Origin of the sequence: Glaciihabitans sp. INWT7, from assembly GCF_014217685.1 — a bacterium.
In the GTDB taxonomy this organism is placed as follows: Bacteria; Actinomycetota; Actinomycetes; order Actinomycetales; family Microbacteriaceae; genus Lacisediminihabitans.
Map to the genome: position 1 here is coordinate 1,496,177 of NZ_CP043653.1, position 24,458 is coordinate 1,520,634.

The 24,458-nt window shown below is 67.1% G+C and carries 22 protein-coding genes; 15 read left to right on the forward strand and 7 right to left on the reverse strand.

Features of this window, described 5'->3' with window-relative positions; translation table 11 throughout:
- The first annotated feature begins 63 nt into the window (after positions 1-63).
- Genes F1C58_RS07315 through F1C58_RS07325 form a run of 3 tightly spaced genes read left to right on the forward strand, consistent with a single transcriptional unit; the run spans position 64 to position 2,742 of the window.
- Positions 64-1,485, forward strand: coding sequence for a ferric reductase-like transmembrane domain-containing protein (locus F1C58_RS07315; RefSeq protein ID WP_185203751.1), 1,422 nt, complete (start codon positions 64-66; stop codon positions 1,483-1,485).
- Positions 1,482-1,988, forward strand: a complete 507-nt coding sequence (locus F1C58_RS07320; protein WP_185203752.1) for an FMN-binding protein — start codon at positions 1,482-1,484, stop codon at positions 1,986-1,988. Before F1C58_RS07315 ends, F1C58_RS07320 begins: the two co-directional genes overlap by 4 nt.
- A gap of 4 nt (positions 1,989-1,992) precedes the next feature.
- Positions 1,993-2,742, forward strand: coding sequence for an FAD:protein FMN transferase (locus tag F1C58_RS07325; protein WP_255461334.1), 750 nt, complete (start codon positions 1,993-1,995; stop codon positions 2,740-2,742).
- 165 nt (positions 2,743-2,907) lie between these two features.
- On the opposite strand, the gene F1C58_RS07330 is transcribed toward F1C58_RS07325, so the two are convergent.
- Positions 2,908-3,702, reverse strand: a complete 795-nt coding sequence (locus F1C58_RS07330) for a TetR/AcrR family transcriptional regulator (RefSeq protein ID WP_185203753.1) — start codon at positions 3,700-3,702, stop codon at positions 2,908-2,910.
- A 152-nt stretch (positions 3,703-3,854) separates the two neighbouring features.
- On the opposite strand from F1C58_RS07330, the gene F1C58_RS07335 reads away from it, so the two are divergent.
- From F1C58_RS07335 to F1C58_RS07345, 3 genes are all read left to right on the forward strand, one after another.
- Entirely contained in the window at positions 3,855-4,316 is a 462-nt protein-coding gene (locus F1C58_RS07335) for a MarR family transcriptional regulator (protein WP_185203754.1), read from the forward strand.
- Positions 4,317-4,455: 139 nt separating this feature from the next.
- Positions 4,456-5,307, forward strand: a complete 852-nt coding sequence (locus tag F1C58_RS07340; RefSeq protein WP_185203755.1) for a universal stress protein — start codon at positions 4,456-4,458, stop codon at positions 5,305-5,307.
- Between the two features lie 32 nt (positions 5,308-5,339).
- A complete protein-coding gene (locus tag F1C58_RS07345) occupies positions 5,340-5,798 on the forward strand; it encodes a DUF2269 family protein (protein WP_185203756.1) in 459 nt (152 codons plus the stop codon).
- Positions 5,799-5,852: 54 nt separating this feature from the next.
- Here F1C58_RS07345 and F1C58_RS07350 read toward each other — a convergent pair whose 3' ends face one another.
- Together F1C58_RS07350 and F1C58_RS07355 are read right to left on the reverse strand one after the other, a co-directional pair.
- A complete protein-coding gene (locus tag F1C58_RS07350; protein ID WP_185203757.1) occupies positions 5,853-6,134 on the reverse strand; it encodes a hypothetical protein in 282 nt (93 codons plus the stop codon).
- Positions 6,135-6,277: 143 nt separating this feature from the next.
- Positions 6,278-6,967, reverse strand: coding sequence for an endonuclease/exonuclease/phosphatase family protein (locus tag F1C58_RS07355; RefSeq protein ID WP_185204048.1), 690 nt, complete (start codon positions 6,965-6,967; stop codon positions 6,278-6,280).
- Between the two features lie 224 nt (positions 6,968-7,191).
- Between F1C58_RS07355 and F1C58_RS07360 the strand changes: the two genes are divergently transcribed.
- Together F1C58_RS07360 and F1C58_RS07365 are read left to right on the forward strand one after the other, a co-directional pair.
- Positions 7,192-7,356, forward strand: a complete 165-nt coding sequence (locus tag F1C58_RS07360) for a hypothetical protein (protein WP_185203758.1) — start codon at positions 7,192-7,194, stop codon at positions 7,354-7,356.
- Complete coding sequence (locus tag F1C58_RS07365) at positions 7,353-7,532, forward strand: hypothetical protein (RefSeq protein ID WP_185203759.1); 180 nt, start codon at positions 7,353-7,355, stop codon at positions 7,530-7,532. The genes F1C58_RS07360 and F1C58_RS07365 overlap by 4 nt, the downstream gene beginning before the upstream one ends.
- A gap of 94 nt (positions 7,533-7,626) precedes the next feature.
- Here the strand turns inward: F1C58_RS07365 and F1C58_RS07370 are convergent, their stop codons facing one another.
- Both F1C58_RS07370 and F1C58_RS07375 read right to left on the reverse strand, forming a co-directional pair.
- Entirely contained in the window at positions 7,627-11,016 is a 3,390-nt protein-coding gene (locus F1C58_RS07370) for a bifunctional RecB family nuclease/DEAD/DEAH box helicase (protein WP_185203760.1), read from the reverse strand.
- Between the two features lie 66 nt (positions 11,017-11,082).
- The gene (locus F1C58_RS07375) at positions 11,083-11,934 is read right to left on the reverse strand and encodes a phosphotransferase (RefSeq protein WP_185204049.1); all 852 of its coding nucleotides are present in this window, start codon (positions 11,932-11,934) and stop codon (positions 11,083-11,085) included.
- A gap of 141 nt (positions 11,935-12,075) precedes the next feature.
- On the opposite strand from F1C58_RS07375, the gene F1C58_RS07380 reads away from it, so the two are divergent.
- Both F1C58_RS07380 and F1C58_RS07385 read left to right on the forward strand, forming a co-directional pair.
- Positions 12,076-13,701 (forward strand): DUF2510 domain-containing protein, encoded by a 1,626-nt coding sequence (locus F1C58_RS07380; protein ID WP_185203761.1) that lies wholly within the window; start codon positions 12,076-12,078, stop codon positions 13,699-13,701.
- Between the two features lie 35 nt (positions 13,702-13,736).
- Positions 13,737-14,465, forward strand: coding sequence for a DUF2510 domain-containing protein (locus F1C58_RS07385; RefSeq protein ID WP_185203762.1), 729 nt, complete (start codon positions 13,737-13,739; stop codon positions 14,463-14,465).
- 37 nt (positions 14,466-14,502) lie between these two features.
- Here the strand turns inward: F1C58_RS07385 and F1C58_RS07390 are convergent, their stop codons facing one another.
- Positions 14,503-15,423 carry a DnaJ domain-containing protein gene (locus F1C58_RS07390; protein ID WP_185203763.1) on the reverse strand — a complete coding sequence of 307 codons (921 nt, stop codon included), beginning with the start codon at positions 15,421-15,423 and terminating at the stop codon, positions 14,503-14,505.
- A 218-nt stretch (positions 15,424-15,641) separates the two neighbouring features.
- On the opposite strand from F1C58_RS07390, the gene F1C58_RS07395 reads away from it, so the two are divergent.
- A complete protein-coding gene (locus F1C58_RS07395) occupies positions 15,642-16,142 on the forward strand; it encodes a glutathione peroxidase (protein ID WP_185203764.1) in 501 nt (166 codons plus the stop codon).
- Between the two features lie 33 nt (positions 16,143-16,175).
- On the opposite strand, the gene F1C58_RS07400 is transcribed toward F1C58_RS07395, so the two are convergent.
- Complete coding sequence (locus F1C58_RS07400; protein WP_185203765.1) at positions 16,176-16,721, reverse strand: hypothetical protein; 546 nt, start codon at positions 16,719-16,721, stop codon at positions 16,176-16,178.
- A 188-nt stretch (positions 16,722-16,909) separates the two neighbouring features.
- Between F1C58_RS07400 and F1C58_RS07405 the strand changes: the two genes are divergently transcribed.
- From F1C58_RS07405 to F1C58_RS07420, 4 genes are all read left to right on the forward strand, one after another.
- Positions 16,910-19,009 carry an ATP-dependent DNA helicase RecQ gene (locus F1C58_RS07405; RefSeq protein ID WP_185203766.1) on the forward strand — a complete coding sequence of 700 codons (2,100 nt, stop codon included), beginning with the start codon at positions 16,910-16,912 and terminating at the stop codon, positions 19,007-19,009.
- Between the two features lie 95 nt (positions 19,010-19,104).
- Complete coding sequence (locus F1C58_RS07410) at positions 19,105-19,473, forward strand: YbjQ family protein (protein ID WP_185203767.1); 369 nt, start codon at positions 19,105-19,107, stop codon at positions 19,471-19,473.
- Between the two features lie 123 nt (positions 19,474-19,596).
- Positions 19,597-22,119, forward strand: coding sequence for a phosphoketolase (locus F1C58_RS07415; RefSeq protein ID WP_185203768.1), 2,523 nt, complete (start codon positions 19,597-19,599; stop codon positions 22,117-22,119).
- A gap of 145 nt (positions 22,120-22,264) precedes the next feature.
- A complete protein-coding gene (locus F1C58_RS07420) occupies positions 22,265-24,421 on the forward strand; it encodes a transglycosylase domain-containing protein (protein WP_185203769.1) in 2,157 nt (718 codons plus the stop codon).
- Positions 24,422-24,458: the final 37 nt, after the last annotated feature.

Consider the following 24,458-nt stretch of genomic DNA (forward strand, 5'->3'; position numbering starts at 1 on the left):
ACTCACGCGGGAGTGCTCTCCCGTTCACGGCAAGCGCATAGCAAACCACCAGAAGCTGTAGTCATGTCAGCAAACACCACCACCCGGCGCCCCGTTCCTTCGGGGTCGTCGCGGGTGGCGGCGCCCGATCGGCGCAAGCAATACCGACGTCGCGCGCGCATCGCCGATGCGCTCGTCACCGCCCTCTGGGCATCAGGCGCCGCTGCCGCCGCCCTCTTCCTCGCCACCGGCGGTGCCGCCAAATTCGGCACCGCCGCGGATGCCGTCACGAGCCTCGGAATCGTCACGGGCCTCATCGGCACCGACTTCGTGCTCGTGATGATCGTGCTTGCGGCTCGCATCCCGGTCATCGACCGCACCGTCGGTCACGACCGGGCGATCGCCGTGCACCGTTCGCTCGGAAAGCCCGCTCTCTATCTTCTGCTCGCCCACGGCCTGCTCCTGCTGGTGGGCTACGGCATGAGTTCCGGTTTCAACCCGATCGCCGAGATCGGTCCGATGCTCGCCATCCCTGACATGCCGCTCGCTTTCGTCGGTCTCGGCCTGCTCATCGTCGTCGTCATCACCTCGCTGGTGGCCGTGCGACGCAAATTCAGCTACGAGGGCTGGCACATCGTTCACCTGCTGAGTTACGTCGCGGTGCTCGTCGCCGTGCCGCATCAGTTGAGCGTCGGGGGCATCCTCGCTGCGGGCAGCGTCGAGCGGGTCTACTGGATCGCCCTCTACGTTCTCGCCTTCGGTTCGATCGCCACCTACCGCTTCGCCGAGCCGGTGATCTCCACGTTCCGTCATCGCCTGCGGGTCTCCCGGGTGGAGACCGTGGCCCCGGGAGTGGTGTCGATCCACTTCTCCGGTCGCAATCTCCGATCGCTGGAGTCGGCCGGCGGCCAGTTCTTCGTCTGGCGATTCTGGACCGGACGCACCTGGTGGCATTCGCATCCGATCTCCCTCTCCTCCGTTCCGACCGACGCGAGCGCTCGCATTACCGTGCGCGACCTGGGCACGGGCAGCAGCGCCATCAGTTCGGTGCGACCGGGAACCCGTGTCTCGTTCGAAGGTCCCTACGGCATGTTCACGGATGCCGGACGCACCGCCCCCAAGCTGGCCATCGTCGTCGCGGGGATCGGCATCACTCCGGTGCGGGCATTCCTGGAAGATTCGAGGGTGCGACCGGGCGAGACGACGATTTTGCTTCGGGCGTCGACCCAGGACGAGACCTATCTCTGGAACGAGATCTCCGAGCTCGCCGCCAAGAAGGGTGCGCGCCTCTACACGATGGTGGGAAAACGAGCACGATCGGGACCGGGATGGATGCCTCAGCCCGATGCCTCCCGCGGCGTCACGCTGAAGAGCGTCTTTCCCGACCTAGCCGACTCCGACCTCTATATCTGCGGCCCGACCGCGTGGCTCGACCTGGTCGAGAACGACGCGCGACGTGCCGGAATCCCCGAGCATCAGCTCCACACAGAAAGGTTCGACTGGTGAGAACACGCGCAACACTCAGCGGCATCTTCGCCTCCGTCGCGATCCTCGTCGTCGGCTGGCAAGCCGGCTCTGCCGCGGTGACCGCCGCGAACGGCGGCCCCACCGCCAGCACCACCACGAGCACGGGAACGAGCACGGGAACGAGCACCACGACCGCCCCGGCTCCGTCGGCCTCGGCTGCGCCGACCACGACCGCCCCCGCTGCCGCGCCAGCGACCACAGCGAAGAGCGGGACCTTCACCGGATCCGATGTCGGCACGCGCTTCGGCAACGTGCAGGTGAAGGTGGTGGTGGCCGACGGAAAGATCACCGACGTCACGCCGCTGCACCTCACCGACAACGGCGGGCGCTCCGTGCAGATCAGCAACTATGCGGCTCCGATCCTCCGCTCCGAGGTGCTCAGCTCCCAGTCCTCGCAGGTCTCCACGGTCGGTGGCGCCACCTATACCAGCGAGGCGTACCTCACGTCTCTGCAGTCCGCGCTCGACCAGGCGGGGATCTGAGCTCGTGGGTTCACACGTCTTCGAGACGATGGGCACCGTCGTGTCCCTCGCCATCGCAGACGCCCCGGATGTCGACGAAGCCGTGGCGGCGGTCGAGCGCCATTTCGGCGCCTTCGACGGTCGCTTCAGCCTCTATTCTGCGCAATCAGAACTCTCCCGTGTCGCGAGCGGGCAGCTGGCGCTCACCGCATCGAGCGACGAGCTGAGGTCGACCTATGCCTCCGCCCTTCGTTGGCGGGACGACACCGGCGGCGCCTTCACCCCCCATCGCCCGGACGGCGTCATCGACCTCAACGGCACGGTGAAGGCACTGGCGATGCAGGCGGCCGCGGACGAACTGCTGGATCGCGGTTTCTCGGACTGGTGCCTGAATGCGGGCGGAGATGTGCTCTGCGCGGGCAACCAGCCGGACGGAAAGCCCTGGCGGGTCGGGGTGGTCGATCCGGCTGACCGCAGCGCGCTCCTCTTCAGCATCCCGATGGACGGCACGCGCCACGCCGTCGCGACCTCCGGGAGCGCGGAGCGCGGCGATCACATCTGGACGGCCACCGCGATCGACCGCAGCTACCTCCAGGCGACGGTGGTGGCCGACGATATCGAGACGGCGGACGTGCTCGCGACCGCGATCATCGCGGGCGGTCCGGACGCGCTCGCCTCCTATGTGCAGCGCTGGTCGATCGATGTGCTCACCGTCGCCCGGGACGGATCGCTCTCCGCGACACCGGGTCTCACGGCTGCCCTCGACCGGGCGTAACCGGGCGTTTCGACAGACTCAGGTGTCTCACTGATTGAGCAGCTAGACAACTAAGTGAGAACAGCTAGTATATCCAGTGCGCCTTGGGCGGCGCCGCTGGAGGCCGTCGGGATGGCCTCCAGCATCCCCCCCCGTTCAGCTGGGCTCGCTGCTGGGAGCCTCTGCCTACAGGCCGTACTCGAGTGCGAATGCAGCGTCTCGTTCGGAGAGGTCATGTTCCGTGGCGGAGACTCCGCGCGGGGCATTGGGAGAGTCTTGCTCGCTGAGCAGGGCATCCCACTCGCTCCACTCGATCCCGCTGGTCTGCGTCTCGGCGAGCCCGCTCACCCGGTGCTCACGAATCAGGGCTCGCGCCATGCCCTGAGCGCGGGTGGCGGCACGGAGGTCCCCCTCGGCGGCCGCGATGATCGAGCCCTTCATCAGGATGTGCCAGGAGTGGGCGAACTCCTCCGGCTCTGGCAGTCCCATTTCCTCGGCGAGGCCTGTCACGATCTGACGACTCTGCCCGAGGTATTCGATGCAGGCCTTGCCCAGCGGATGCTTCACACCCATCTCGAGCATGACGCTGATGAACGAGCAGGCCTCGAAGTCCTCGCGGTGGAACCATTCGTCGAACACGTCGAAGATGGCGAGCATACGTTCCTCGGCCGTGTTTCCACGGGCGTGCGCACCGGCCTCGACGGTACCGACGGTCCAGTCACGCGCATGTCGAGCGAGGAACTCTGCGGCGGCCTCATCCCGGGAGCCGTATACCGAGGCGAGCTCGTCAGAGCCGACTCCCGCCGCGCTCTGGATGTCATGAAGACTGACGTTCCGCACTCCCCGATGGATGAACAGGGGGTAGGCCGCATCGCTGAGGCGTTGTCGCAGCGACGTGCTCAGGGCCACCCCTCTCGCGTCCATGGCGAGTCCAGCGGGGCGCCTCAGGGTCGCGGCGGTAGTGTCCTCTGACGAAAGCATCGGGGTCCTTTCGATCGCCGCGCCTCGGCGGGGCGTGGCATATTACAAAGTAGAAGTCATTCAGATTATGAAATAATAGACCTTGACAAATGTACACATCGAGTGAAGTCCGGGAGCTTCCGGGCCAGACGACTCGACAGACAGGGGTTCTCATGTACAAGCAGTTCGGGTCTGCCCATACGCTCGACGGCTTTCCGGCCGCCGCGCTCGTCTTTCTCCGGGCGCTCGACAGCAACCGCCATCGCATCTCTCGTGAGGCGGGCGTCACCGGCAGCGAGCTTCGTGCCCTGTCCCGGGTGGCCGAGGCCGGGAGCATGACTCCGAAAGAGCTGGCAGAGTCGATGGAGATGACCACCGGCGCCGTCACGGCGATCTCGACCCGGCTCGTCGAGGCTCAGCTGATGCGCCGGGTCGATCATCCGAGCGATCGTCGCAGCCTGTTCCTCGAGCTGACCCCCGCCGCGGATGAACTCATGAAACTGCACTACCGCGAGTTCGAGAGCTCCATCGGAATCGCCACCGAAGGTCTCAATGAAGAAGACCTCCGTGCGTGTTCGGCCCTGCTCCTGTCGGTTTCGGAGCAACTCGCCTCGATCGAAACTGCGGCACCGTAGCGGCGGACCCCGCGCGGCCGCCCGTTGCCTCGATGCAGTCGGGGGTCTTTAGTCCCGGAATCGAGCCGCCGCCCTCGGCATCCTGAGTACACGCACCCGTCGCCAAGGCGGATGCCCGCTGCGGGAAGGTCGTGCGGTGATGCCCGAGAGAATCACCCTTGCCATCGATGGCGGGATCGCGAGCGCGGTCGCCCTCGAGTGGGCGCTCGCCCGCGCTTCGACCACGGCGGTGGACGTGCGGCTCACCACGATCGATGAGTCCGGCGTCTCTGTCATGGATTCACTCAAACAACTCCAGGCGGCGCAGGCCCTCGGGAGGGCCGCCGCGCGGTTCGCGGCGGTGGCTCCGCTAGCGCAGGTCGAGATGGTGATGCTCCGGGGCGATGCGGTCGACCGGCTGGCTCGCGAATCGATGAGCGCCGATCTGATCGTCATCGGATCCCACCCCGTCGGAATGCTCGCCGGACTGTTCAGCGCCACCCTTCCGCTGGCCATCGCTGCGCGGAGCGCGTGCCCCGTCGTCGTCGTGCCGGTCGGCTGGCGCTCCTCGACCGGTCCGGTGGTGGTCGGAGTCGACGAACCGACTTCGGAGCGAGCTCAGGAGTTCGCCGCCACCGAGGCCGAACGTCTCGGACGGGAACTCGTGATGGTACGGGCGTGGGAGCTGCCGCCCGCGGTGACCCCTCATCTACTGGGGGTGGGCACCGTCGACGAGGCCATCCACGACGCCAATGCCGAGCTGCTCTCCTCCGCCGCATCCTCCGTGGCGAGCCGTCACGGGGCTCTCCCGCTGCGGGAGAAGCTCAGCTACGCGACACCGTCCATCGCGCTGGCGGGCGGCGCCCAGAAGATGGAACTCGTCGTGGTGGGCACTCATCATCGACGCGGACTGGCAGAGTGGGTGCATGGCTCGGTCGGTCACGAACTGGTGATGCACCTGCCGTGTCCGATCGCGATAGTGCCCCCAGCTTCGCTCCCGGCCGTCGCCTGAATCCACTTCGACATCGCCTCCGAAAGGTCACCATGGACACCCTGTTCGCTGTTCTCCACGTCGTCTCCGCCGTCTTCATCATCGGCCCGATGGCGATCCTGCCCATGACTGCCATGCGTGCCGCCCGCGCGGGCAACGGCCCACAGGTGCAGTCGTTGGCGCGTGCCACATCCACCTTCACGCTGCTGTCGCTCGTCGTCTTCGTGCTCGGTTTCGCCGTACTGGGGATGAGCGATCCGAAGGATCACTTCAGCTTCTCGTCGGGCTGGATCATCGGGTCGATCGTGCTGTACGTGCTCGCTCTCGGGATCAACCTGTTCGTCACCGTCCCGGCGATGAAGCGAGTCGCCGCGGGCGCCTCCGTCTCGAGCGGCTCGGATGGCGCGGTCGCGGAGGGTCGTCCCGACGGCTACGGTGCGATCGCCGGCGGATCCGGCCTCGCCAGCCTGCTGCTGGTCGCCGTGGTGGTGTTGATGGTCTGGAAGCCTTAGAAGGGCCTCCCCGGGGCCTACAGACAACCTCGGAGTGCTGCGGAACCCGCGGACTCAGGCCGCGCGAAGGCCCCGGCGCAGGATGTGGCGCACGGCGGACCGCCAGGTCTCGAACCGCTCGCGCTCCCCGCTCTCGTCATCGACGACCGCAAACCCCGCGTCCTCGGTGACGAATTCCCCCACGAGCGATCCGGAGGATTCGAGAAGGGTCCAGCTCCCGCCATCCTGCACCGCGATCGAGTGGCGCAGATTGCCACTCCAGAAGGTGACAGGGGGCTCCCCCGGGCCGGGAAGTTCGTCGATCTCGCTCAACTGGGCCTGGTGTGAATAGCGCATGGATGTCCTCCGCCGGTGCGACAAGTGGTGTGCGCGATTCATGCGCTGGTCACCAGCCAACTCCCTGCGCGTGCCGCCGTCAAAGGGCTTGCGTACACCGCCCGGACGTGCAGGGGTGTCACCCGCCCGGCGAGGGTGTAACGCTACAGAGTGGCTACCGCGTCCTCGCGGTACGACGCGCTCACCATGATCGGCATGTGGTCGGATGCCCCGCGCTGGAGGGTCTCGACATTGTCGATGCCCAGGCCGACGGAGGTCGCGAAGTCGAAGTGGCCGCGGAAGAACTTGTATCGCGTGTAGGTGCGGCGATCGCTGAGCGAGAGGTCGTAGCCCGATTCGTTCACCTTCTGGGTGAGTGAATTCGTGAACAGTGGATAGTTGTAGTCACCCACCATGAGGGTGGGAAGTCCGTGTCCGAGGGTGAGCAGCAGTTCGTGGGCCGCGCGGATCTGCTCGCGTCGCAGCGAGTTGCGCGCGGTGAGCGGAGCGGCGTGGAAAGAGGCCACCACGAGCTGACGATCGGTCTCGTGGTCGACCAGCCGTGTGCCGATCAGGCGTTCGTGCGCGGGCTTCAGAACCATGTCGTGCAGGGACTTCTTGAGGGAGAAGGCCTGGGTCTCGAGCGCGCTGAAGCGGTCGGTACGGAAATAGACGGCGAGGCCGAGCCTGTTGCGCTTCGTGGAATCGGCCAGATGCAAGTGCCCGACATCCGCCGGGAGGTCTGTGGTGTCGCATTCCTGCAGGCACAGAACATCCGGGTCGAACTTCTGCACGAGTTCCACGAGCTCTCCGCTCGCATGATTCTTGCGCAGGTTGTAACTGATGACTCTGATCACTGGGATCCCGCTCGACTCGCCCATCGGGCACACCGATCGGAGGCCACCCGCAAGATCCTACGGTGGCCCGTGGCATCCGCACGACATTCATCACCTGTGAGAAGGCTGGATCGCACCCCCGACGTGCGCCGGGAATTCCGTGATGGGGGCTAGCAATCGTCGACGCCCTGTCTATCGTTGGAGTGCGACAGCGTCGACGCGGTCGTAGAAGGAGTATGCCTATGAGCGGCCCACCGACCGAGCATGCCAAAGCGGATGCGGTCTACGGCGACGGCGAGATGCCCGCCGACGCAGACCTCGTGGCTCCCGGCTCAGAACAGGGAGACAGTGCTCACGGCAATGATGACGACACCACCCCATCCCACACGACAGCGGAGGAAGAATGACTGACAACGCAGGCGACGCTCGCGGCGAACGCGAACCAGACGGCAAGTTCACCGACGAAGAGTTCAAGGACGGATCGCACACCTCGGATCGCTCGGAGGTATCCGAAGAAGAGGGCGAGTACACCGATTCGGAACTCTCTGAGACCGACAAGGACCGCACCGAACGTCACGACTGACTCGGCGACAGCAGAGTCGAACAGAGGTGCCCCGGCCAACCGCCGGGGCACCTCTTTTGTTGGGTCAACCAACAGGGTCGCGGACTGCTGTCGGCTACCCCGCCTCCTCCACCAGAGTGATGAACGCGCTCAGCTGGGCCAGCGCGGTGATGCTCGTGGGCAGCGATTCGGTGATCCCGGGCGAGTAGACGAGCCAGGCGGCCCACTGTGCGCGTGAGATCGCGACATTCAGCCTGTTCGCCAGAAGTAGGAACTCGAGTCCGCGCGGCACATCCGCCGCCGACGACGCCGCGAGCGAGACGATCGCGACGGCCGCCTCCCTGCCCTGGAACCGGTCGACGGTACCCACTGCCACCGCCTCGAAACCGGCCTCGTCGAGGGTCTCGCGCAGCAGCTGGACGTGAGCGTTGTACGGCGCAACCACGATGACATCCTCGGGCCCGAGTTCTGTCGTGGTGCCGGCCGAGGTCCAGGCGCGGCCGACCACGTCCCGCACGATCGCCAGCACGGCGGCGGCCTCCTCCGGGGATGATGTCGAATTGTCGTGCGCGATGACCGGCACCGGATGCAGCCCGGGCGCGACCCCGGCGAGACTTCGATCCGAGGGATGAGAGTGCAGACGGCCCTCATAGGACAGCCTCGAGACGGGGGCGCAGACAGCCGGATGCATGCGGTGACTCACGTCGAGAAAGTAGCCGAACTCGGGCGGCAGCACGTCGTGACCGTCGCTCAGCCATCCCAGCGCCGAGACATCCACCGGCTCCGGATGCGTGCCCTGGCTCACCTGGGGCAGCTGCTGCGGGTCGCCGAGCAACAGCAGGCGCGTGGCGCTGACGGAGGCGGCGATCGTGGCGGCGAGGGAGAACTGCCCGGCCTCGTCGATCACCAACAGGTCGAGGGATTCGCGCGGAATACGCCCCTCGTTGCTGAACAGCCAGGCGGTGCCGCCGAGGACGAAGCCGGCTTGCGCGGTGAAGTCGCCGAGCGATCGGTCGGTCAGGGGTGTCCAGGCTGTCCGCTCGGACTCCCCGCCCGGGCGCGGCTTCTTGCCGACGAGAGCGGGCTCGAGTCCCGCGGCGACCACCGCGCTGAGCATGTTCTCGACAGTGGCATGGGACTGTGCCACCACGCCGATGCGCCAGCCGTGGTTCTTCACCAGGTCGGCGACGACCCGCGCCCCATTCCAGGTCTTCCCCGTGCCGGGTGGTCCCTGCACCGCGAGATACGAGTGATCGAGGGCGAGAAGGGAATCCCGCATTCTTTCGGCAATCGTGCCTCGCGTGGCGGTGACGGCGTCGCCCGCGCCGCGTGGTGCGCTACGGCGGAGGATGTCCAGAGCGGCGTTCGGGATCATCTGCGGATAGGCGTCGAGCACGGAACGACCCCATTCGGAGATCGCCGTGACCTGGGTGCCCGGATTCGGCGGCGACCCGGGGGCGAGCGCGAGCGGCACCTCGTCATAGGGCGGAGCGCCGGATGCCAGCCTCTCGGTCAGCAGCAGAGAGCCGTCATCGGCTGTGATGACGGCCGAGCGGGAGTGGGCGACCCGGGCGGCGGGATCGCGACCCGCCGCGATCGGCGGGAATGGCGGGTCGTAGACCACCCACGGGGCATCCGCACCGCCGAAGGAGCTTCCGGGGGCTGCAGTGCCGGTGAGCCGCAGCACGCGGGATTGGTTTCGGGCGCGCCCCTCGATCCCCCAGCGACGCACGACCTCCGCACCCTCCACGACGAAGACATCGCGCGAGTCTGCCCACTCCTCGAGCGGTGCGACGAGCCGGGCGAAGTGATCCCACCAGAAGCTCTTGCCTTCGCGCCGGTGGTAGTCGATGGCCGCCGAGGCGAGCGCGAGCGCCGTCTGGTCGGCCGTGCGCTCCCCCGAGGGGAACTCCGCGACGATGGCGGCGAGCTCGACGTAGACCGGATCCGGCTCGGGAAGGGGCACGTCGAGGACGAGCTCGTCCCGCGTCGCCGGGGAAACCGCGTTCTCGGCAGCCCGCTCGAGCAGCCAGTCGCGCAGGGCGAGCGTCGAGACGCAGTCGTATTCGTTGTAGCTCGCGATCTCCGCGAGAACGCGCGCTGCCTCGCCCGCATCGCCGGCTTCGAGGAGGTCGCGGGAGCGCACGTACTCGCTGATCGAATCGGCAGCGTTGTCGACACCGGTGCGGCCTCGCGAACCCATATAGAGCGGTTCCAGCTTCTTGAGCGAATAGCTGCGGCTCCCCACCCGCAGCGACTGCTTCACTATCGGATAGAGGTCGACGAGCACGCCGTTTCGCAGAAGGTCGTCGACTGCCTCCTCGCCCACTCCATGCCGTGCCGCGATCCCCAGCAGGTGGGTGCGCTCGTACGACGCGTAGTGATAGATATGCATCGCCGGATGCGCGCGCCGACGCTCCCCGACGTAGTCCAGGAATTCGAGCAGAGCCTGCTTCTCCCCCGCGAGATCATGAGCCCAGAACGACCGGAACGTCTCATCGGCTTCGACCAGCCCGAAGAGGTAGTCGAGCCCCCATTCGGTGCCCTCCTGGTGCAGTGGGTCACCCTCGAAGTCGAAGAAGATGTCTCCCGGGTCTGACACGGGGATGGCGGCGAGGGCGGCGGGATCGACGACCCGCCAGGCCAGCCCCGGCGAGAGTTGCACGATAGCCTGCTCGCGGAGGGCGGTGAGCGTGGTATCGGAGATCCCGGCCACCGGCCCGGTCGCCTCGGCGAGCAGCTCGATGGTGTCGATGCCCGATTCGATCAAGCGGGCACGCTGGGTGACGCGAAGGCCGGCGACGAGCAGGAGGTCCCGGTGCAGTTGTACCTGTTCTTCGCAGACCGCGCAGCCACCGCAGGCGACGTATCGGGGGTCGCCCCACTCCGTCGCCGAGCCATCGGACACCCGCTCGTCGATCGCCTGTTCGAGTCGAGCGCGTCGATGGCGGTACACCGGGAGGATGTCGGCGAGGCGGTGTTCGCTCACGCTGTCGTCGCCGAGGATCAGCGAGACCCTGTCGGCGGTCGGGATGCCGAGCCGCTGCAGTTGCTCACCGTAGGCCGCGAGTTGTAAGAGCGCGGTGATCTTCGCATGCCGGGCAAGCTTCGTGTCGTACACCTCGTACGCGCCGGAGGCATTGCGGATGATGAAGTCCGCATAGCCGAGGAACCGGCCGTCGAAGAATGCGGCCTGGTATACCGCCGGCGCCCCCGCCTCGAATGCCGCGGTGGTGAGCTCGACAACCTCGGCCGGATCGGTCGGGCTCTCGGGCCGGGGGATCTCCACCACCGGCGTCTCCGTTCGCAGGCGTTCGAGAAAACGCTCCTCGTGCCGGTCGCCGAGGCGCGCGGCCCGCTCGAGCATGTCGTCGGTGGTCGCGGGGGGTGCCGCGATGCGCCCGAGGCGAGCATCGAGCTTGCGCATCACCGCCCATTCGCAGCCGGCTGCCGCGCTGAGGTCGGAGGCGGAATAGACGACGGTGCCGTCATCGAGCAGGAACATTCCGCATCCTCCGGATCAGCCTGAGGTCACCCTGGGGCGACCGGGTCGGAACTTCACCAGTGTGCCTCACACCGGTGACAGCAGTGTGTTCACGATGGCGGTCTCACGATCGAGCAACCAGAGTCGCCGACGCTCGATGACGTCGCCGACGCCCTCCTGCCACAGGCGGGCCCAGCCTCCCCCGGACTCCGCACGAAGCCTCATCCGGCGCCAGCTCAGGGCGGCGCGATCGGCCGCGAAGCGTGCACAGCTTCGGCGCTCGGCGACGGTCCAGTCCGACGCATCCGCGAATATCTTCAGGCGCGCAAGCTGGTCGAGACCCCTGGATGAGGCGGGGAGGTCGACCGGGTCGCGCAGCGGCACCCAGTGCATCGCCGCGTTCACCGAATCGGTGAACCGAGTGCTCGGTCCGGCGAGGTCGAAGTCGACGAGACCGATGGCGCGGCCATCGCGAACGACGACATTCTGCGGGGTCACGTCCAGGTGGGTCACGAGCTCGAATGGATCCTGGGCGATCTCTCGAGCGGGAAACGGCTCCGCGACGGGTTCGAATCCGGCGGAGGCGCGGTGCAACGCGGTGACGAGCACGGCGACCGATTCGAGCAGGGCGTCCGTGAGCACCCAGGGCTCGAGCACGGCCTCGGCCACATCCCCGGGGATGAAGGTCAGCGTGTCCCGCCCTTCGGCATCGAGCCCGAGAAACCGGGGACTCGCGGGGGAACCGTCGATGGTGAACCCCACAGAGGCGAGGTGATCGAGGTAGCTCGCAACGGCCCAGGACTGTCTTTGGTGAGGCCGGCGCACGGTCTCGCCGATGCGGATGACGCCGACAGTGACATCGCCCGCGGGCAGCTCGACGACCGCGCCGCGGCCATCGTCGAGGTACCTTCTCGCCCTCACCCCGCCGTCTGGAACCATCACGATGCAACATACCAGTGGCCCGCCGACACGGCTCAGAACCCCGCGTACTGGGGTACATCGGAGCCTAGATCGCCGGCCACCCTCGCTTGTAAAATCAGAGTCTGCCCAGTCCAGGCGGGTCTACCCGGGGGAATAATCGTGTCACTCACTCTGCAATCGGATACCGAGGCGCAGCCCGCTGCGCCGTCTCGAAGAAGCGCGCTTCACGGAGTGGGACCGGTGCCCGCCGAGCCAGGGGAAGGCACGGTCGCTGCGGCGACATCCGCGATCGCCGCCGGATGGTACGCCGATCCCATGGGCGCGCCCCTGTCCCGCTGGTGGGACGGAACCGCGTGGACCGCGGAATTGAGCGCCGAAGCTCCCGCAGAACCCGGTACCGAAGTGAGAGCCACCGTCGAGTCGCCGGCTGCGGAAGTGAACAGCGTGCCCGCAGCCGCGGATCCCGTGGCGGCACTCCCGCCCGTGGCTCCGGCGACACCTTCCGCTCTGCCCGCGGACGCCCCTGCAGTACCCCTCAGTCGCCGGCAGCTGCGTGAGCTCGTCGGACCGCTCACCACGGGCCCCGTTCCGACCGACACCACGCAGGCCGGCCCGGTTGCCGTCGAGGTAACGGATGTCGCCGTCGCCGGCCTTCTCGTCGCTCCGGAAGCCGCGCCCCTGACCTCCGCGGCCTTCGCTGCGGGTGCCGCCACCGAATCGGCCGCGCCATCGCCCTTCGAGGCGCTGTTCTCTTCCTCCCCCGCCGAGCGGGAGTCAGCGGAATCGGCCGCATTCGACGCGACCGCCTTCCTCGGGACTGCTCCCGTCTCCGATTCGTCGGTCGCGCGCCCCTGGATCGGAGCCGCCGCGCCGCTGGTGCCCGCGGCATCCGTCCCCGAGGCCGTGACGGTGCAGCCGAGTCCGACGATTCGCGCAGAGGCGCCCGCCGCGGTCGTGGCCGAATCGGCCACCCCGTCGTTCTCCGCCGGGCCTCTGGGATTCATCCTCCCGCCGGATCCTTTCGCCACTCCCGCAGCATCGGGTGGGGCGGACCCGCTCGTCACGGCTCCCACGTTCGCACCGCCCGTGGCGCCCGCAATCGTCCCGACAGTCGCCAAGCCGACGCGGTCGAACACAGCAGCCATCTGGCTCTTCGTGCTGCTGCCCATCCTTCACGTCGCTCTTGTCTGGTTCGTGCTCGTGTGGCTGGATCTCGGGGGCGACCCCCTGGTGCGCTATTCCGTGCTCGGTGCACCGCTGTTCCTCTACCTCGTCTTCGCGTTCGCCGACCGTCGCGTGCTCCGCTCGCGCGGCTTCGAGCGTCCGGCTTCTGTCGTCCTCGCCCTCATCCCTCCCGTCTACCTCCTGGTGCGGGCCATCCGTGTGGGGGCCGCGGGAGTCGTGCCCCTTCTCCTGTGGCTGCTTCTGCAGACCGCGGCGTACTCCTTCGTGCTCCTGCAGTTCCCGGCGGTATTCGCCCTTGCTCCACTCACGCCCGCCGCCGATTCCGCGCCGGTGGCCGTCGTCAGCGGTCCGATCACCGATGCCCAGCGCGCCGCAGAGCTGACCCCGAAGGGAATGGCGGCAGAGCTCACCCGGCAGACCCTGGCGAAGAACCTCACGTTCTCGTCGATCAGCTGCCCCGCGATTGCGGTCAACCTCGATGGAACCGCGGTCACCTGTATCGGCACCCTCGATTCGGTGAAGATGAATCTCAATGTGGTCATCGACTCGACCCTGCCCAACTCCGCCTTCGCCCTCGTGAGCGAAGCACCGGCCAGCTGAGCGTGCCCGAAAGACGTGCGGGGTGGTGAACCGTCGTGGATGATGGCGGGCTCGTCGTCGCTCCGCCGGGGTGGTTCGCCGATCCGGTCGGTCTGAGCGACCTGCGCTGGTGGAGCGGTGCCGAGTGGACGGCCCACGTGGCGCCGAGCCCCACGATGCATCCCGCGGATATTCCGCGCCCCGGCACCGTGCTCGGCAGTGTCGCCCTGGCGCACGGCTCGACGCCGGTGCCTCCTCCCGGGTCGTTCGTTGCCGCCCAGCCCGTGACGCCGGCCTATTCACTCTTCGCGGAGACCCCCGCCGAATCGCAGGATCGGCGCTCCGCCGTCGCTCCGTCCACTCCTGCGGCCACCTTCGGGGCAACCCGTTGGAACACCGTCGGAGCCTGGGCGCTCGGCGCCACTCCGCTGATCGGTGTGGTCAGCGGCATCGGGATGCTGTTTGTGAGCAAGCTCCTGCCGCAGGCTTGGTGGTGGTCGCTCCCGATCGCCCTGTTGCCCCTTCTGTGGACGATCGTCGCGGCCACCAGGGACCGCATCGCTCTCGGTACCTTCGGCTACGATCGCCTTCCCAGTCGGTGGTGGTTGCTCGTCGGCCCGCTCGCATACCTCATCGCTCGCACGGTCTTCGTGCGCCGGCAGTCCGGCCGCGGATCCGCCCCGCTCTGGTGGTATCTCGCCGTCTCGCTGATCGTCACCGCGCTGGTCATCGCCGCGGGGTTCCTGGTCTTCGCGCGGATTTCTGCCGCCCTCCACACCGGCTGAGATTGTCACGCCGGTCGCAGCGTGAGCGGAGCCAGGATCAGACGAAGCGGATGCCGGCCTGCAGCCGCGTGCGCACGTCGAAGAGCTCGTTGCCCCCGATCAGTCGCGCTCCCGGTACTCCGTCGCGCAGAAGCGCCGGAAGCATCGACTGGCGCGCGATCACCGTCGTGGCGCCGCGGATGGTGCCGAGCACCGTGAAGGACTCGTCGAGGGCATCGTCGGGAAGCACGATGAGCAGGGCGGTGAACTTCACTCGAGTCGCGCGGGACACGATCTTGGCGCGCACGCCGAGGTCGTGCATCGGTCGTGCCTCCCCGAGCGGTTTGCCCAGGAGCTCGCCCCGCCGACTCTTCACCGGCTCGCCGTAGTCTTCCGACAGTATTGCGAACAGTCCGGTCGGGCCGAGCACGACATGGTCGATCTTCTCTTCCGGCGGCCCGGTGCTGACGTCATGCCACACGGTGAAGCCGATGCCGAGCGCTGCAAGGGTGCGGGCCGTGGCTTCCTCCGCGAGGGCATCCGCGAGCAGATGGCGCAGATCCATCGGTGCCGATCTCACCAGGGCGGGGTCGTAAGGGTCGTCCAACGGCTCTCCACGACCCACCCATTCGCGCATCAGCACCAGGTAGCGCTCCCGCCTCCATCCACCCGGATGTCCGTAGGAGCGCGCCCGCGGGCGCGTGTCTGCCTGTTTCGGCTTCGCCCGCGGAGCCCAGGTGAACGGAGTCTCGTCGTCTCTCGTCGAGGGACGTCCGCGATCATAGGCCGCCCGGTCATCCGGGTCGCCGACACGCTCCCAGGCGACCTGCACGGCGGTGAAGCGGGCGGCGTCTCCCCCGGTGTCGGGGTGGGTCTCCCGCATCAGCCGTCGGTAGGCGCGGCGCAGGTCGTCCTGGCTCGCTGTCGAGCTCACGCCGAGCACCTCGTAGGGGGTGGCGGAGATCGGGCTGTCGGGCATGACGCGCTTTCGATGGGGATGTTCGTGTCGGGCGGCGGAGCCTCTCTAAAGAGCGAACCACCTCACGACGATAGCGAAAGCTGGCTGGGATCCGCGTGAAGAGAGCCTCTGCGGCCGCTGGGCGCGCCCCCGGGCGGCGCCCGCGAAAAAAATACCTCAACCCATTCCCAGCTTCCTGCGCGGGGAATACCCGGCTGCGAACGGTAGGTTGCTCAGTTATGACCCTCAGCGACAGCGCCATCGGAACCATCCCGCTCACCACGATCGATGGGAGCACCACGACCCTGTCCGATCTCGGAGACAAGGTCTATCTGGTGGTGAACGTCGCCTCGCGATGCGGTCTCGCCCCCCAGTACGAGAAGCTCGAGGATCTGCAGAAGACCTACGGCGAACGGGGATTCAGCGTGCTCGGCTTTCCGAGCAACCAGTTCTTGCAGGAGCTCAGCAGCGAGGATGCGATCAAGGAATACTGCTCTACTACATGGGGCGTGACCTTTCCGATGTTCGAGAAGATCCGTGTGAACGGCAAAAATGCACACCCGCTTTATGCCGAGCTGACGAAGAGCTCCGACTCGGCGGGTAAGGCGGGCAAGGTGAAGTGGAACTTCGAGAAGTTCGTGATCACCCGAGACGGTGAAGTGCACCGCTTCCGCCCGACGACAGAACCGGACGCCCCGGAGATCGTGAACCTCATCGAGGCATCCCTCGCCACCGCCTAGGCTTTGCGAGCTCGTCGCACAGTCATAGGCGCCCTATCGAGGACCCCGACCGTCGGCGGTGGGATGCTCGCGAGCGATCTTCCGCGTTTGCGGCAGTTCCGCAGCATCTCGCGTGCCCGGCGCCTCTCGCGTGCCGGCGCCTTTCTCGACCTCCCCGGATGCATCCCAGCGGAAGTCGTCTGCGGCGAACCAGCGCACCCCACGGCTGTGACTGACGAGGGTTGCGCGCACGGGTAGTCCCGCTCCCGCGAAGCCCTCGCCTAGAGCCCGCGCCCACGCCTTGTCAGCGGAGCTGAACTGAGGCCCAGCATACCGTTCGAGCACGAGGATCACCGATCGGGCGTCGAGATGTTCGACCCCCTGGGCGATGGTGTCTGCCAGCCGGGCTGTCGCGTCGTCCGGGAGCACTGGCGGGTCGGCGACCGGGATGATCAGGGGCAACTGCACATCCTCGCCGTCGAGGAACAGGAACCAGATCTGCCGTCGGCAGGCGCGCCCGACGAGATCGGACACCCGGGCATGAATGAGCTCATCGCTCGTGAGGGGCTGAGTGACGGTGTCTTCGTAGTGGGGTTTCATCGCCTCAGGATGATGCCGTGCCGGCTCCGACGGCACCCGGCCCGGGGTGTCCGGGGAGAGCTGAGGGGACTCTCCGATGGTGGAGGAGGAGTGCGGCCTCTCCTCCCCACGGTTCATTGAGCCCGGACTCCGCAGAGGTATCGGGGGTCGAGCGCCGCGCTGTCATCCGGGCCTGTCAAGCTGGGTCGATGACCGACAGTCGTGCTTCCGCCCTCGCCATCCTCCGTACCCTCGTGGGTCGCGACGATGCCGCGTTCCATGAGGGCCAGTTCGAGGCGATAGAGACTCTTGTCGACCATCGTCGCCGAGCCCTCGTGGTGCAGCGCACAGGTTGGGGCAAATCCGCGGTGTATTTCGTCGCGACCCTGCTCCTTCGGCAGCGGGGAGCCGGTCCGACCATCCTGGTCTCCCCCCTCCTTGCCCTGATGCGCGACCAGGTCGCTGCGGCCGCCCGCGCGGGGGTGCGAGCTGTCGCCATCAATTCCGCGAACGCGCACGAGTGGGCGGAGGTGCTCGCGGGCCTGCGGTCCGACGAGGTGGATGTGTTGCTCGTCTCTCCCGAGCGGCTCAACAATCCATCCTTCCGCGACGAGCAACTCCCCACGCTGATCGCCCGTGCCGGGCTGCTCGTGGTCGACGAGGCACACTGCATCTCGGACTGGGGGCACGACTTCCGACCCGACTACCGCCGGTTGCGCGAGCTCATCGCCCAGCTCCCCGCAGGAATCCCCGTACTGGCGACCACAGCCACGGCCAACAGCCGGGTGGTGGCGGATGTCGCGGAGCAACTCGGCGGCACAGACGGGCCGGGCGGCTCGGAGGTATTCACCATCCGGGGTCCGCTCGCCCGGGCCTCCCTTCGTCTCGGAGTGTTGAGACTGCCGGACTCGAAAGCGCGGCTGGCCTGGGTGCTGAGCCATCTCTCGCAGCTTCCGGGAAGCGGCATCATCTACGCCCTCACCGTCTCGGCTGCGGAGGACACGGCTCACCTGCTGCGTGAGGCCGGGCACGAAGTGCATGCCTACACCGGTCGCACCGACACCGCCGAGAGGGAGCAGCTCGAGCAGCGCCTCAAGTCGAACGAGGTCAAGGCGCTCGTCGCCACCAGTGCGCTCGGAATGGGCTTCGACAAACCCGACCTCGGGTTCGTCCTTCACCTCGGCGCGCCTTCCTCTCCGGTCGCCTACTACCAGCAGGTCGGTCGGGCGGGTCGTGCGACCGAGAATGCCGACGTTCTGCTGCTGCCCGGCACGGAAGATGAGGCGATCTGGAACTATTTCGCCACCTCGTCCATGCCCGTCGAGCCGAAAGCTCTCGCGGTCATCGACGCGCTCGGCAGCACGCCGCTGTCGACCGCGGCGATCGAGGCACGGGTGGATCTTCGGCGGACTCCCCTCGAGCTGCTGCTCAAGGTGCTCGATGTCGACGGTGCGGTACGCCGGGTGTCCGGGGGCTGGGTGGCAACCGGCGACCAGTGGACCTACGATTCCGAGCGCTACGAACGCATCTCCGCTGCACGAGCGGCGGAACAACAGTCGATGCTGGACTACGAGACGACCTCCGGATGCCGCATGGAATTCCTGCAGCGCGCCCTCGATGACGACACCGCGGTCCGCTGTGGGCGCTGTGACCGGTGCGCCGGCGTCTGGTACCCCACCGGAATCGAGTCGGATGCCGTCGCGGCCGCCTCCGCTGCGCTCGACCGGGTGGGCGTCGCGCTCGAACCACGAGCCCAGTGGCCGGGCGGAATGGACCGGCTGGGCATCACGGTTCGAGGCAACATCGCGGTGTCGGAGCGCATCGAACAGGGGCGGGCGCTGGCCCGACTCACCGACCTCGGCTGGGGCGGTGTGCTCAGGGAGGTGTTCGCCCCGGCGACTCCCGACGCCCGAGCGAGCCCGGCGCTGGTCGCGGCATGCGTGCGAGTGCTCGCCGACTGGGGCTGGCAGGAACGCCCGGTTGCCGTCGTCAGCATTCCCTCCCGCGAGCGTCCGTTGCTCATCGCTTCCGTCGCGGAGGCTCTTGCCGCAGCGGGAAAGCTGCCCTACCTCGGTGCGCTCGAACTGATCGGCGGGGGCCCCTCAGGGGGCGCGGGAGGCAACAGCGCCTACCGACTCGCCGGGGTCTGGGAGCGGTTCTCTCCGGCGGGACTCGACCTCCCGTCGGGACCGGTGCTCCTGGTCGACGACCTGGCGGACAGCCGGTGGACGGTCACGGTGGCCGGTCGCGAACTGCGGAGAGCCGGCGCCACGGCCGTGCTGCCCTTCGTGCTCGCCCTGCGCGGGTGAGCACCGGCGGCTCACAACTCGGCTTCGGCATCCGGGAGCAGCGCTCGGGGGTGTAGCGCCACGACTGCGCCAACGTCGGGATTAGGGTTGCGATCATGATCATCGTGACCACAAACGACATCGCCGGCTACCGCATCGACGCCATCTACGGCGAGGTGATGGGACTCACCGTGCGGTCCCGCGACATCGGCGCGAGCTTCACGGCGAGCCTGCGTTCGATCGCGGGCGGCGAACTTCCCGAGATGACGCGCATGCTGTACGAAAGCCGCCAGGAGGTCATGCGACGGATGATCGCCGAGGCGGAGGCGAAGGGTGCCAACGCGATCGTGGCGATGCGGTTCGACACCTCCGATCTCGGCACCAACTGGACAGAGGTCTGCGCCTACGGCAGTGCAGTGATCGTGTCTCCGATCGCCGCGGGCGAACCCGGATCGACCCTGCAGTCCGCTCCGCTCGCCAGCTGAGGCCGGCGGGAGCGCGGCTCAGGGCCGCGAAACTAGGGACTTTCGTACTACTGCGCGTCATCTCGGTCGAGTACGGTGCCACACAGGCTGCAGCACCCGCAGCCCGATTGAAGTGGAGCCCAGATGACCGACACGATCAGCACCGTCGATACGGCGAACATCCCCGCGGCGAACACGCCCGGTGAGACCGAGCACGGCGCCGGGGGCACCTCCTTCTGGCCGTCCAAGAGCATCACCCCGCTCGACCCCCACACCCTCGCCCAGATCGACGGCTGGTGGCGGGCCGCGAACTACCTGTCGATCGGCCAGATCTACCTGCTCGACAATCCCCTACTCCGCACCCCCCTGGCGCGGGAGAACATCAAACCCCGCCTTCTCGGTCACTGGGGCACTACCCCCGGCCTCAACTTCCTCTACGCGCACCTCAACCGGATCATCCGGGAACGCGAACAGAAGACCCTCTACATCACCGGGCCCGGGCACGGCGGTCCGGGCATGGTGGCCAACAGCTATCTGGACGGCACGTATTCGGAGCTGTACTCGTCTATCCGCGAGGATGAGGAGGGCATCCGTCGGCTGTTCCGACAGTTCTCCTTCCCCGGTGGCATCCCGTCTCACGCGGCCCCGAACGTGCCCGGATCGATCAACGAGGGCGGAGAGCTCGGCTATTCGCTCTCGCACGCCTATGGGGCAGCCTTCGACAATCCCGACCTGCTCGTGGCATGTGTGATCGGCGACGGCGAGGCAGAGACGGGTCCGCTCGCGACCGCCTGGCACTCCAACAAGTTCATCGACCCGCTTCAGGATGGCGTGGTGCTGCCGATCCTGCATCTCAACGGCTACAAGATCGCGAACCCCACCATCCTCGCGCGCATCCCGGAGGAGCAACTGCTCGAGCTCATGCGCGGCTACGGCCACAAGCCGTACATCGTCTCGGGCGGATTCGACGGAGAAGACCCCTTGCGCGTGCACGAGCGGATGGCGGAGACCCTCGACGAGGTGCTCAATGAGATCGCTCGCATCAAGAAGGCGGCAGCAGAGGGAGAGCTCGAGGGCACCGCAGTCTGGCCGATGATCATCCTGCGCACGCCGAAGGGCTGGACCTGCCCGGCGGAGATCGACGGAAAGCCGGTGGAGAACACCTGGCGAGCCCACCAGGTACCCCTCGCGAACGCGCGCGACACCGAGGCGCACACGCGCATCCTGGAAAACTGGATGCTGAAGTACAAGCCGGCGGAGCTCTTCGACGAATCCGGCCGACTGGTCGACTGGATCGCGGAACTCGCGCCAGAGGGCGACCTGCGCATGTCGGCGACCCCCTTCGCGAACGGCGGTCGACTGCGTCGCGACCTCGAGCTCCCGGACTTCCGGGGGTCGGCGATCGAGGTCGGAGAGCCGGGAAGCGTCGCCATCGAAGCGACAAAGGTGCTCGGTGGATGGCTCGCCGGTGTGATCCGCGCGAACCCCGACAACTTCCGCATATTCGGACCGGACGAGACCGCGTCCAACCGACTGCAGGACGTCTACGAAGCCACCGACAAGCAGTGGGACTCGGCCATCTGGCCGGTCGATGAGCACCTCGCCCGCGCCGGGCGAGTGATGGAGATGCTGAGTGAACACCAGTGCGAGGGATGGCTCGAGGGCTATCTGCTCACGGGGCGTCACGGCATGTTCAACTGCTACGAGGCATTCATCCACATCATCGATTCGATGTTCAGCCAGCACGCCAAGTGGCTGCAGGAGTCGAAGAAGCTCGAGTGGCGTCGCCCGATCTCCTCGCTCAACTACCTGTTGTCGAGCCACGTGTGGCGGCAGGACCACAACGGGTTCAGTCACCAGGACCCGGGGTTCATCGACCATGTGGTGAACAAGAAGGCGAGCATCGTGCGGGTCTACTTCCCGGTCGATGCGAACACCCTGCTGTCCACCTACGACCACTGCCTCCGCTCCGTCGACTACGTGAACGTGGTCGTGGCCGGCAAGCAGCCGAGCCCCCAGTGGTTGAGCATGCCCGACGCGATCGCGCACTGCACCCGTGGGGTCGGCATCTGGGGCTGGGCGGGCACCGAGGTCGAGGGCGAAGAGCCCGATGTGGTGCTCGCGTGCGCGGGGGATGTGCCGACCCTCGAGACCATGGCGGCGGCATCCATCCTGCGTGAGCGGCTGCCGGAGCTCAAGGTGCGGGTCGTCAACGTGATCGACCTCATGCGCCTGCAGGACGAGTCGGAGCATCCGCACGGCCTTGCCAGCACCGAGTTCGACGCGATTTTCACGACTGACAAGCCCGTGGTGTTCGCCTACCACGGCTATCCCACGCTGATCCATCGACTCACCTATCGTCGCAGCGGGCACTCCAACATCCACGTTCGCGGCTTCAACGAAGAGGGAGGGACGACGACGCCGTTCGACATGGCGATGCTGAACAGTCTCGACCGCTATCACCTCGTGATGGACGTGATCGATCGCGTTCCCGGTCTCGCCGCCCGTTCGGCGGGACTGCGGCAGGACATGCAGGACTCCCGCCAGCGCGCCCGGGCCTACACCCGCGAGCAGGGTGAGGACATCCCGGAAGTCGCCGACTGGACCTGGAACGGATCCGGGGTCGGCGCGATCTCCGCCGCCGAAACGGGCGGGGACAACACCTGAGACTGAGCCGAAAGGTCACGATTCGGGCACGCACCGAAACAGGGTAGACCGACGCGTACAGTGCGACCGAGAATGGTCAGGTGTGGTGAATGGGGGCTCGGTCGTGATTCGTAAGTTGCGGGAGCCTGCACCATTGCAGACCGCCATGAGCCAGTCTTCGGTGTCTGACTACGGAAAACGGGGCACGGTATTCGGTTCTCTGGTTGGTCTGGTGTTCTTCAGCCTGCTCGCCGGTGTGCTGGTGGCATCCCTCGCTCTGCCGTCGATTCTGGTTGCCAGCCGGAGCGCCAGCGCCTCGATCGGGTTCTTCGACAATCTGCCGGGGTACCTCACCATCGATGCGCAGACTCAGCGCAACCAGATCTTCGCCCAGCGAGACGGCGCGCCCGTAGCCATAGCCACGATCTACGACCAGGACCGCCAGAGTGTGGCCTGGGATGCTGTCTCCCCGTTCATCACCCAAGCGACAGTCGCCGGCGAAGACCGCCGGTTCTGGGAGCACGGCGGGGTCGACGTCAAGGCGATCGTGCGGGCGGCGGCGGGCAACCTCGCGCATAAGTCGATCACCAGTGGCAGTTCGACCATCGCGATGCAACTCGTGAAGAACATCCTGATCCAGCGGGCGCTGCGGGTAGACGATCCGGCGAAGAAGAAGGCGGCCTACGCGGCCGCGATCGACGACACTCTCAATCGCAAACTGCGCGAGATGAAGTTCGCCATCGGCCTGGAGAAGCGGTACTCCAAGAAAGAGATCCTGCTCGGTTATCTGAATATCGCCGGCTTCGGGGGCAACACCTACGGCATCGAATCGGCGGCTCAGAAGTACTTCAGTGTGAGCGCGAAGGACGTCACACTGCCCCAGGCCGCCAGTCTGATCGCCATGGTGCAGCAGCCCAATGCGCGCAATCTCAGCGATCCCTCGCTCTATGCCGCCAACAAAGAGCGGCGCGACCTGATCCTGTTCGACATGCACGACCTCGGCTATATCGATGACACCGCCTACCAAGCGGCCTTGGCGACTCCGATCAAACCCAAGCTGCGCACCCCCAACAACGGATGCCTGTATGCGGCCGACGCGAAGTCCGCGTGCGACTTCGCCCTGCGGCTGGTGCCCACTCTCACCGCCCTCGGCGCCACCGCGGACGCTCGGGCCGCCGCATGGGCCGCCGGCGGTTACAACATCTACACGAGCATCGATCTCAATCAGCAGGATGTGGCCCAGAGCAATCTGATCGCGAGCGCTCCCCCGCAGGAGTCGCGCTTCGCACTGGGGGCGGCGGCAGTGGCGATGCAACCGGGCACGGGTCGCATCCTGGTGATGGCGCAGAACAAGGGCTTCGACAACTCCAAGGACGGCGGGGGGCCCACGACGACCGCCGTCGACTACATGACCGACAAGCAGTACGGGGGCTCGATCGGCTTCCAGACCGGATCCACCTACAAGATCTTCACCCTCACCGAATGGCTGAAGAAGGGGCACACGCTCAGCGAGGTCGTCAACGGCACCTCCCGCGCCTTCGACCTGAGCACCTTCAACTCGCGATGCATCAACTCGGACGGCCAGGCACCCTTCGTTTTCCACAACGACTCTCCCGGAGAGGGCGGCATGATGACCGTTGCGGCCGCCACCAAGAACTCGGTCAACCTCGCGTTCCTCTCCATGGCGCAGAAGCTCGACGTCTGCGACATCCGGGACACCGCGAAGGCCTACGGTGTCCACCGCGCCGACGGGGCGGAACTCGGTGCGCAACCCGCGGCGATCATCGGCACCAACGAGATCGCCCCGGTGACCATGGCAGCCGCGATCGCGACAGTCGGGGCGAACGGACTGTACTGCGCGCCGACGATCATCGACAAAGTGGTCGGGCCGGACGGCAAGGATGCCCCGGGGCAGCCTCGCTCCTGCACCCAGGCGATCGCACCCAACGTCGCCGCGACCGTGGCCTACGCCCTGAGCGCCGTCATGACGGCCGGCACCGGCACGGCCGGGCGCCCACGCGACGGTGTTCCCATCGTCGGCAAGACCGGGACGACAGACGATGCGGCACAGAACTGGCTGATCGCCACCACCACGAAGATGTCTCTCGCGGTGTGGGTGGGCAACACGGATGGCGGGCACCGCTCCCTGCGCAAGATCACGCTCGCCGGCACCAACGGCTACAACACCAAGTTCAACATCTTCCGCAACACCATGACCTCGCTGAACGCGAATCCGGACTATCGCGGTGGCTCGTTCCCCGCTCCCGATCCGGCCCTGGTGAGCGGCCGCGGCACCGCGGTGTCAAAAGCCGGAGCCAGATAGGACGCGATCCGAGCAGTAGACAGATCGGGTGTTGACC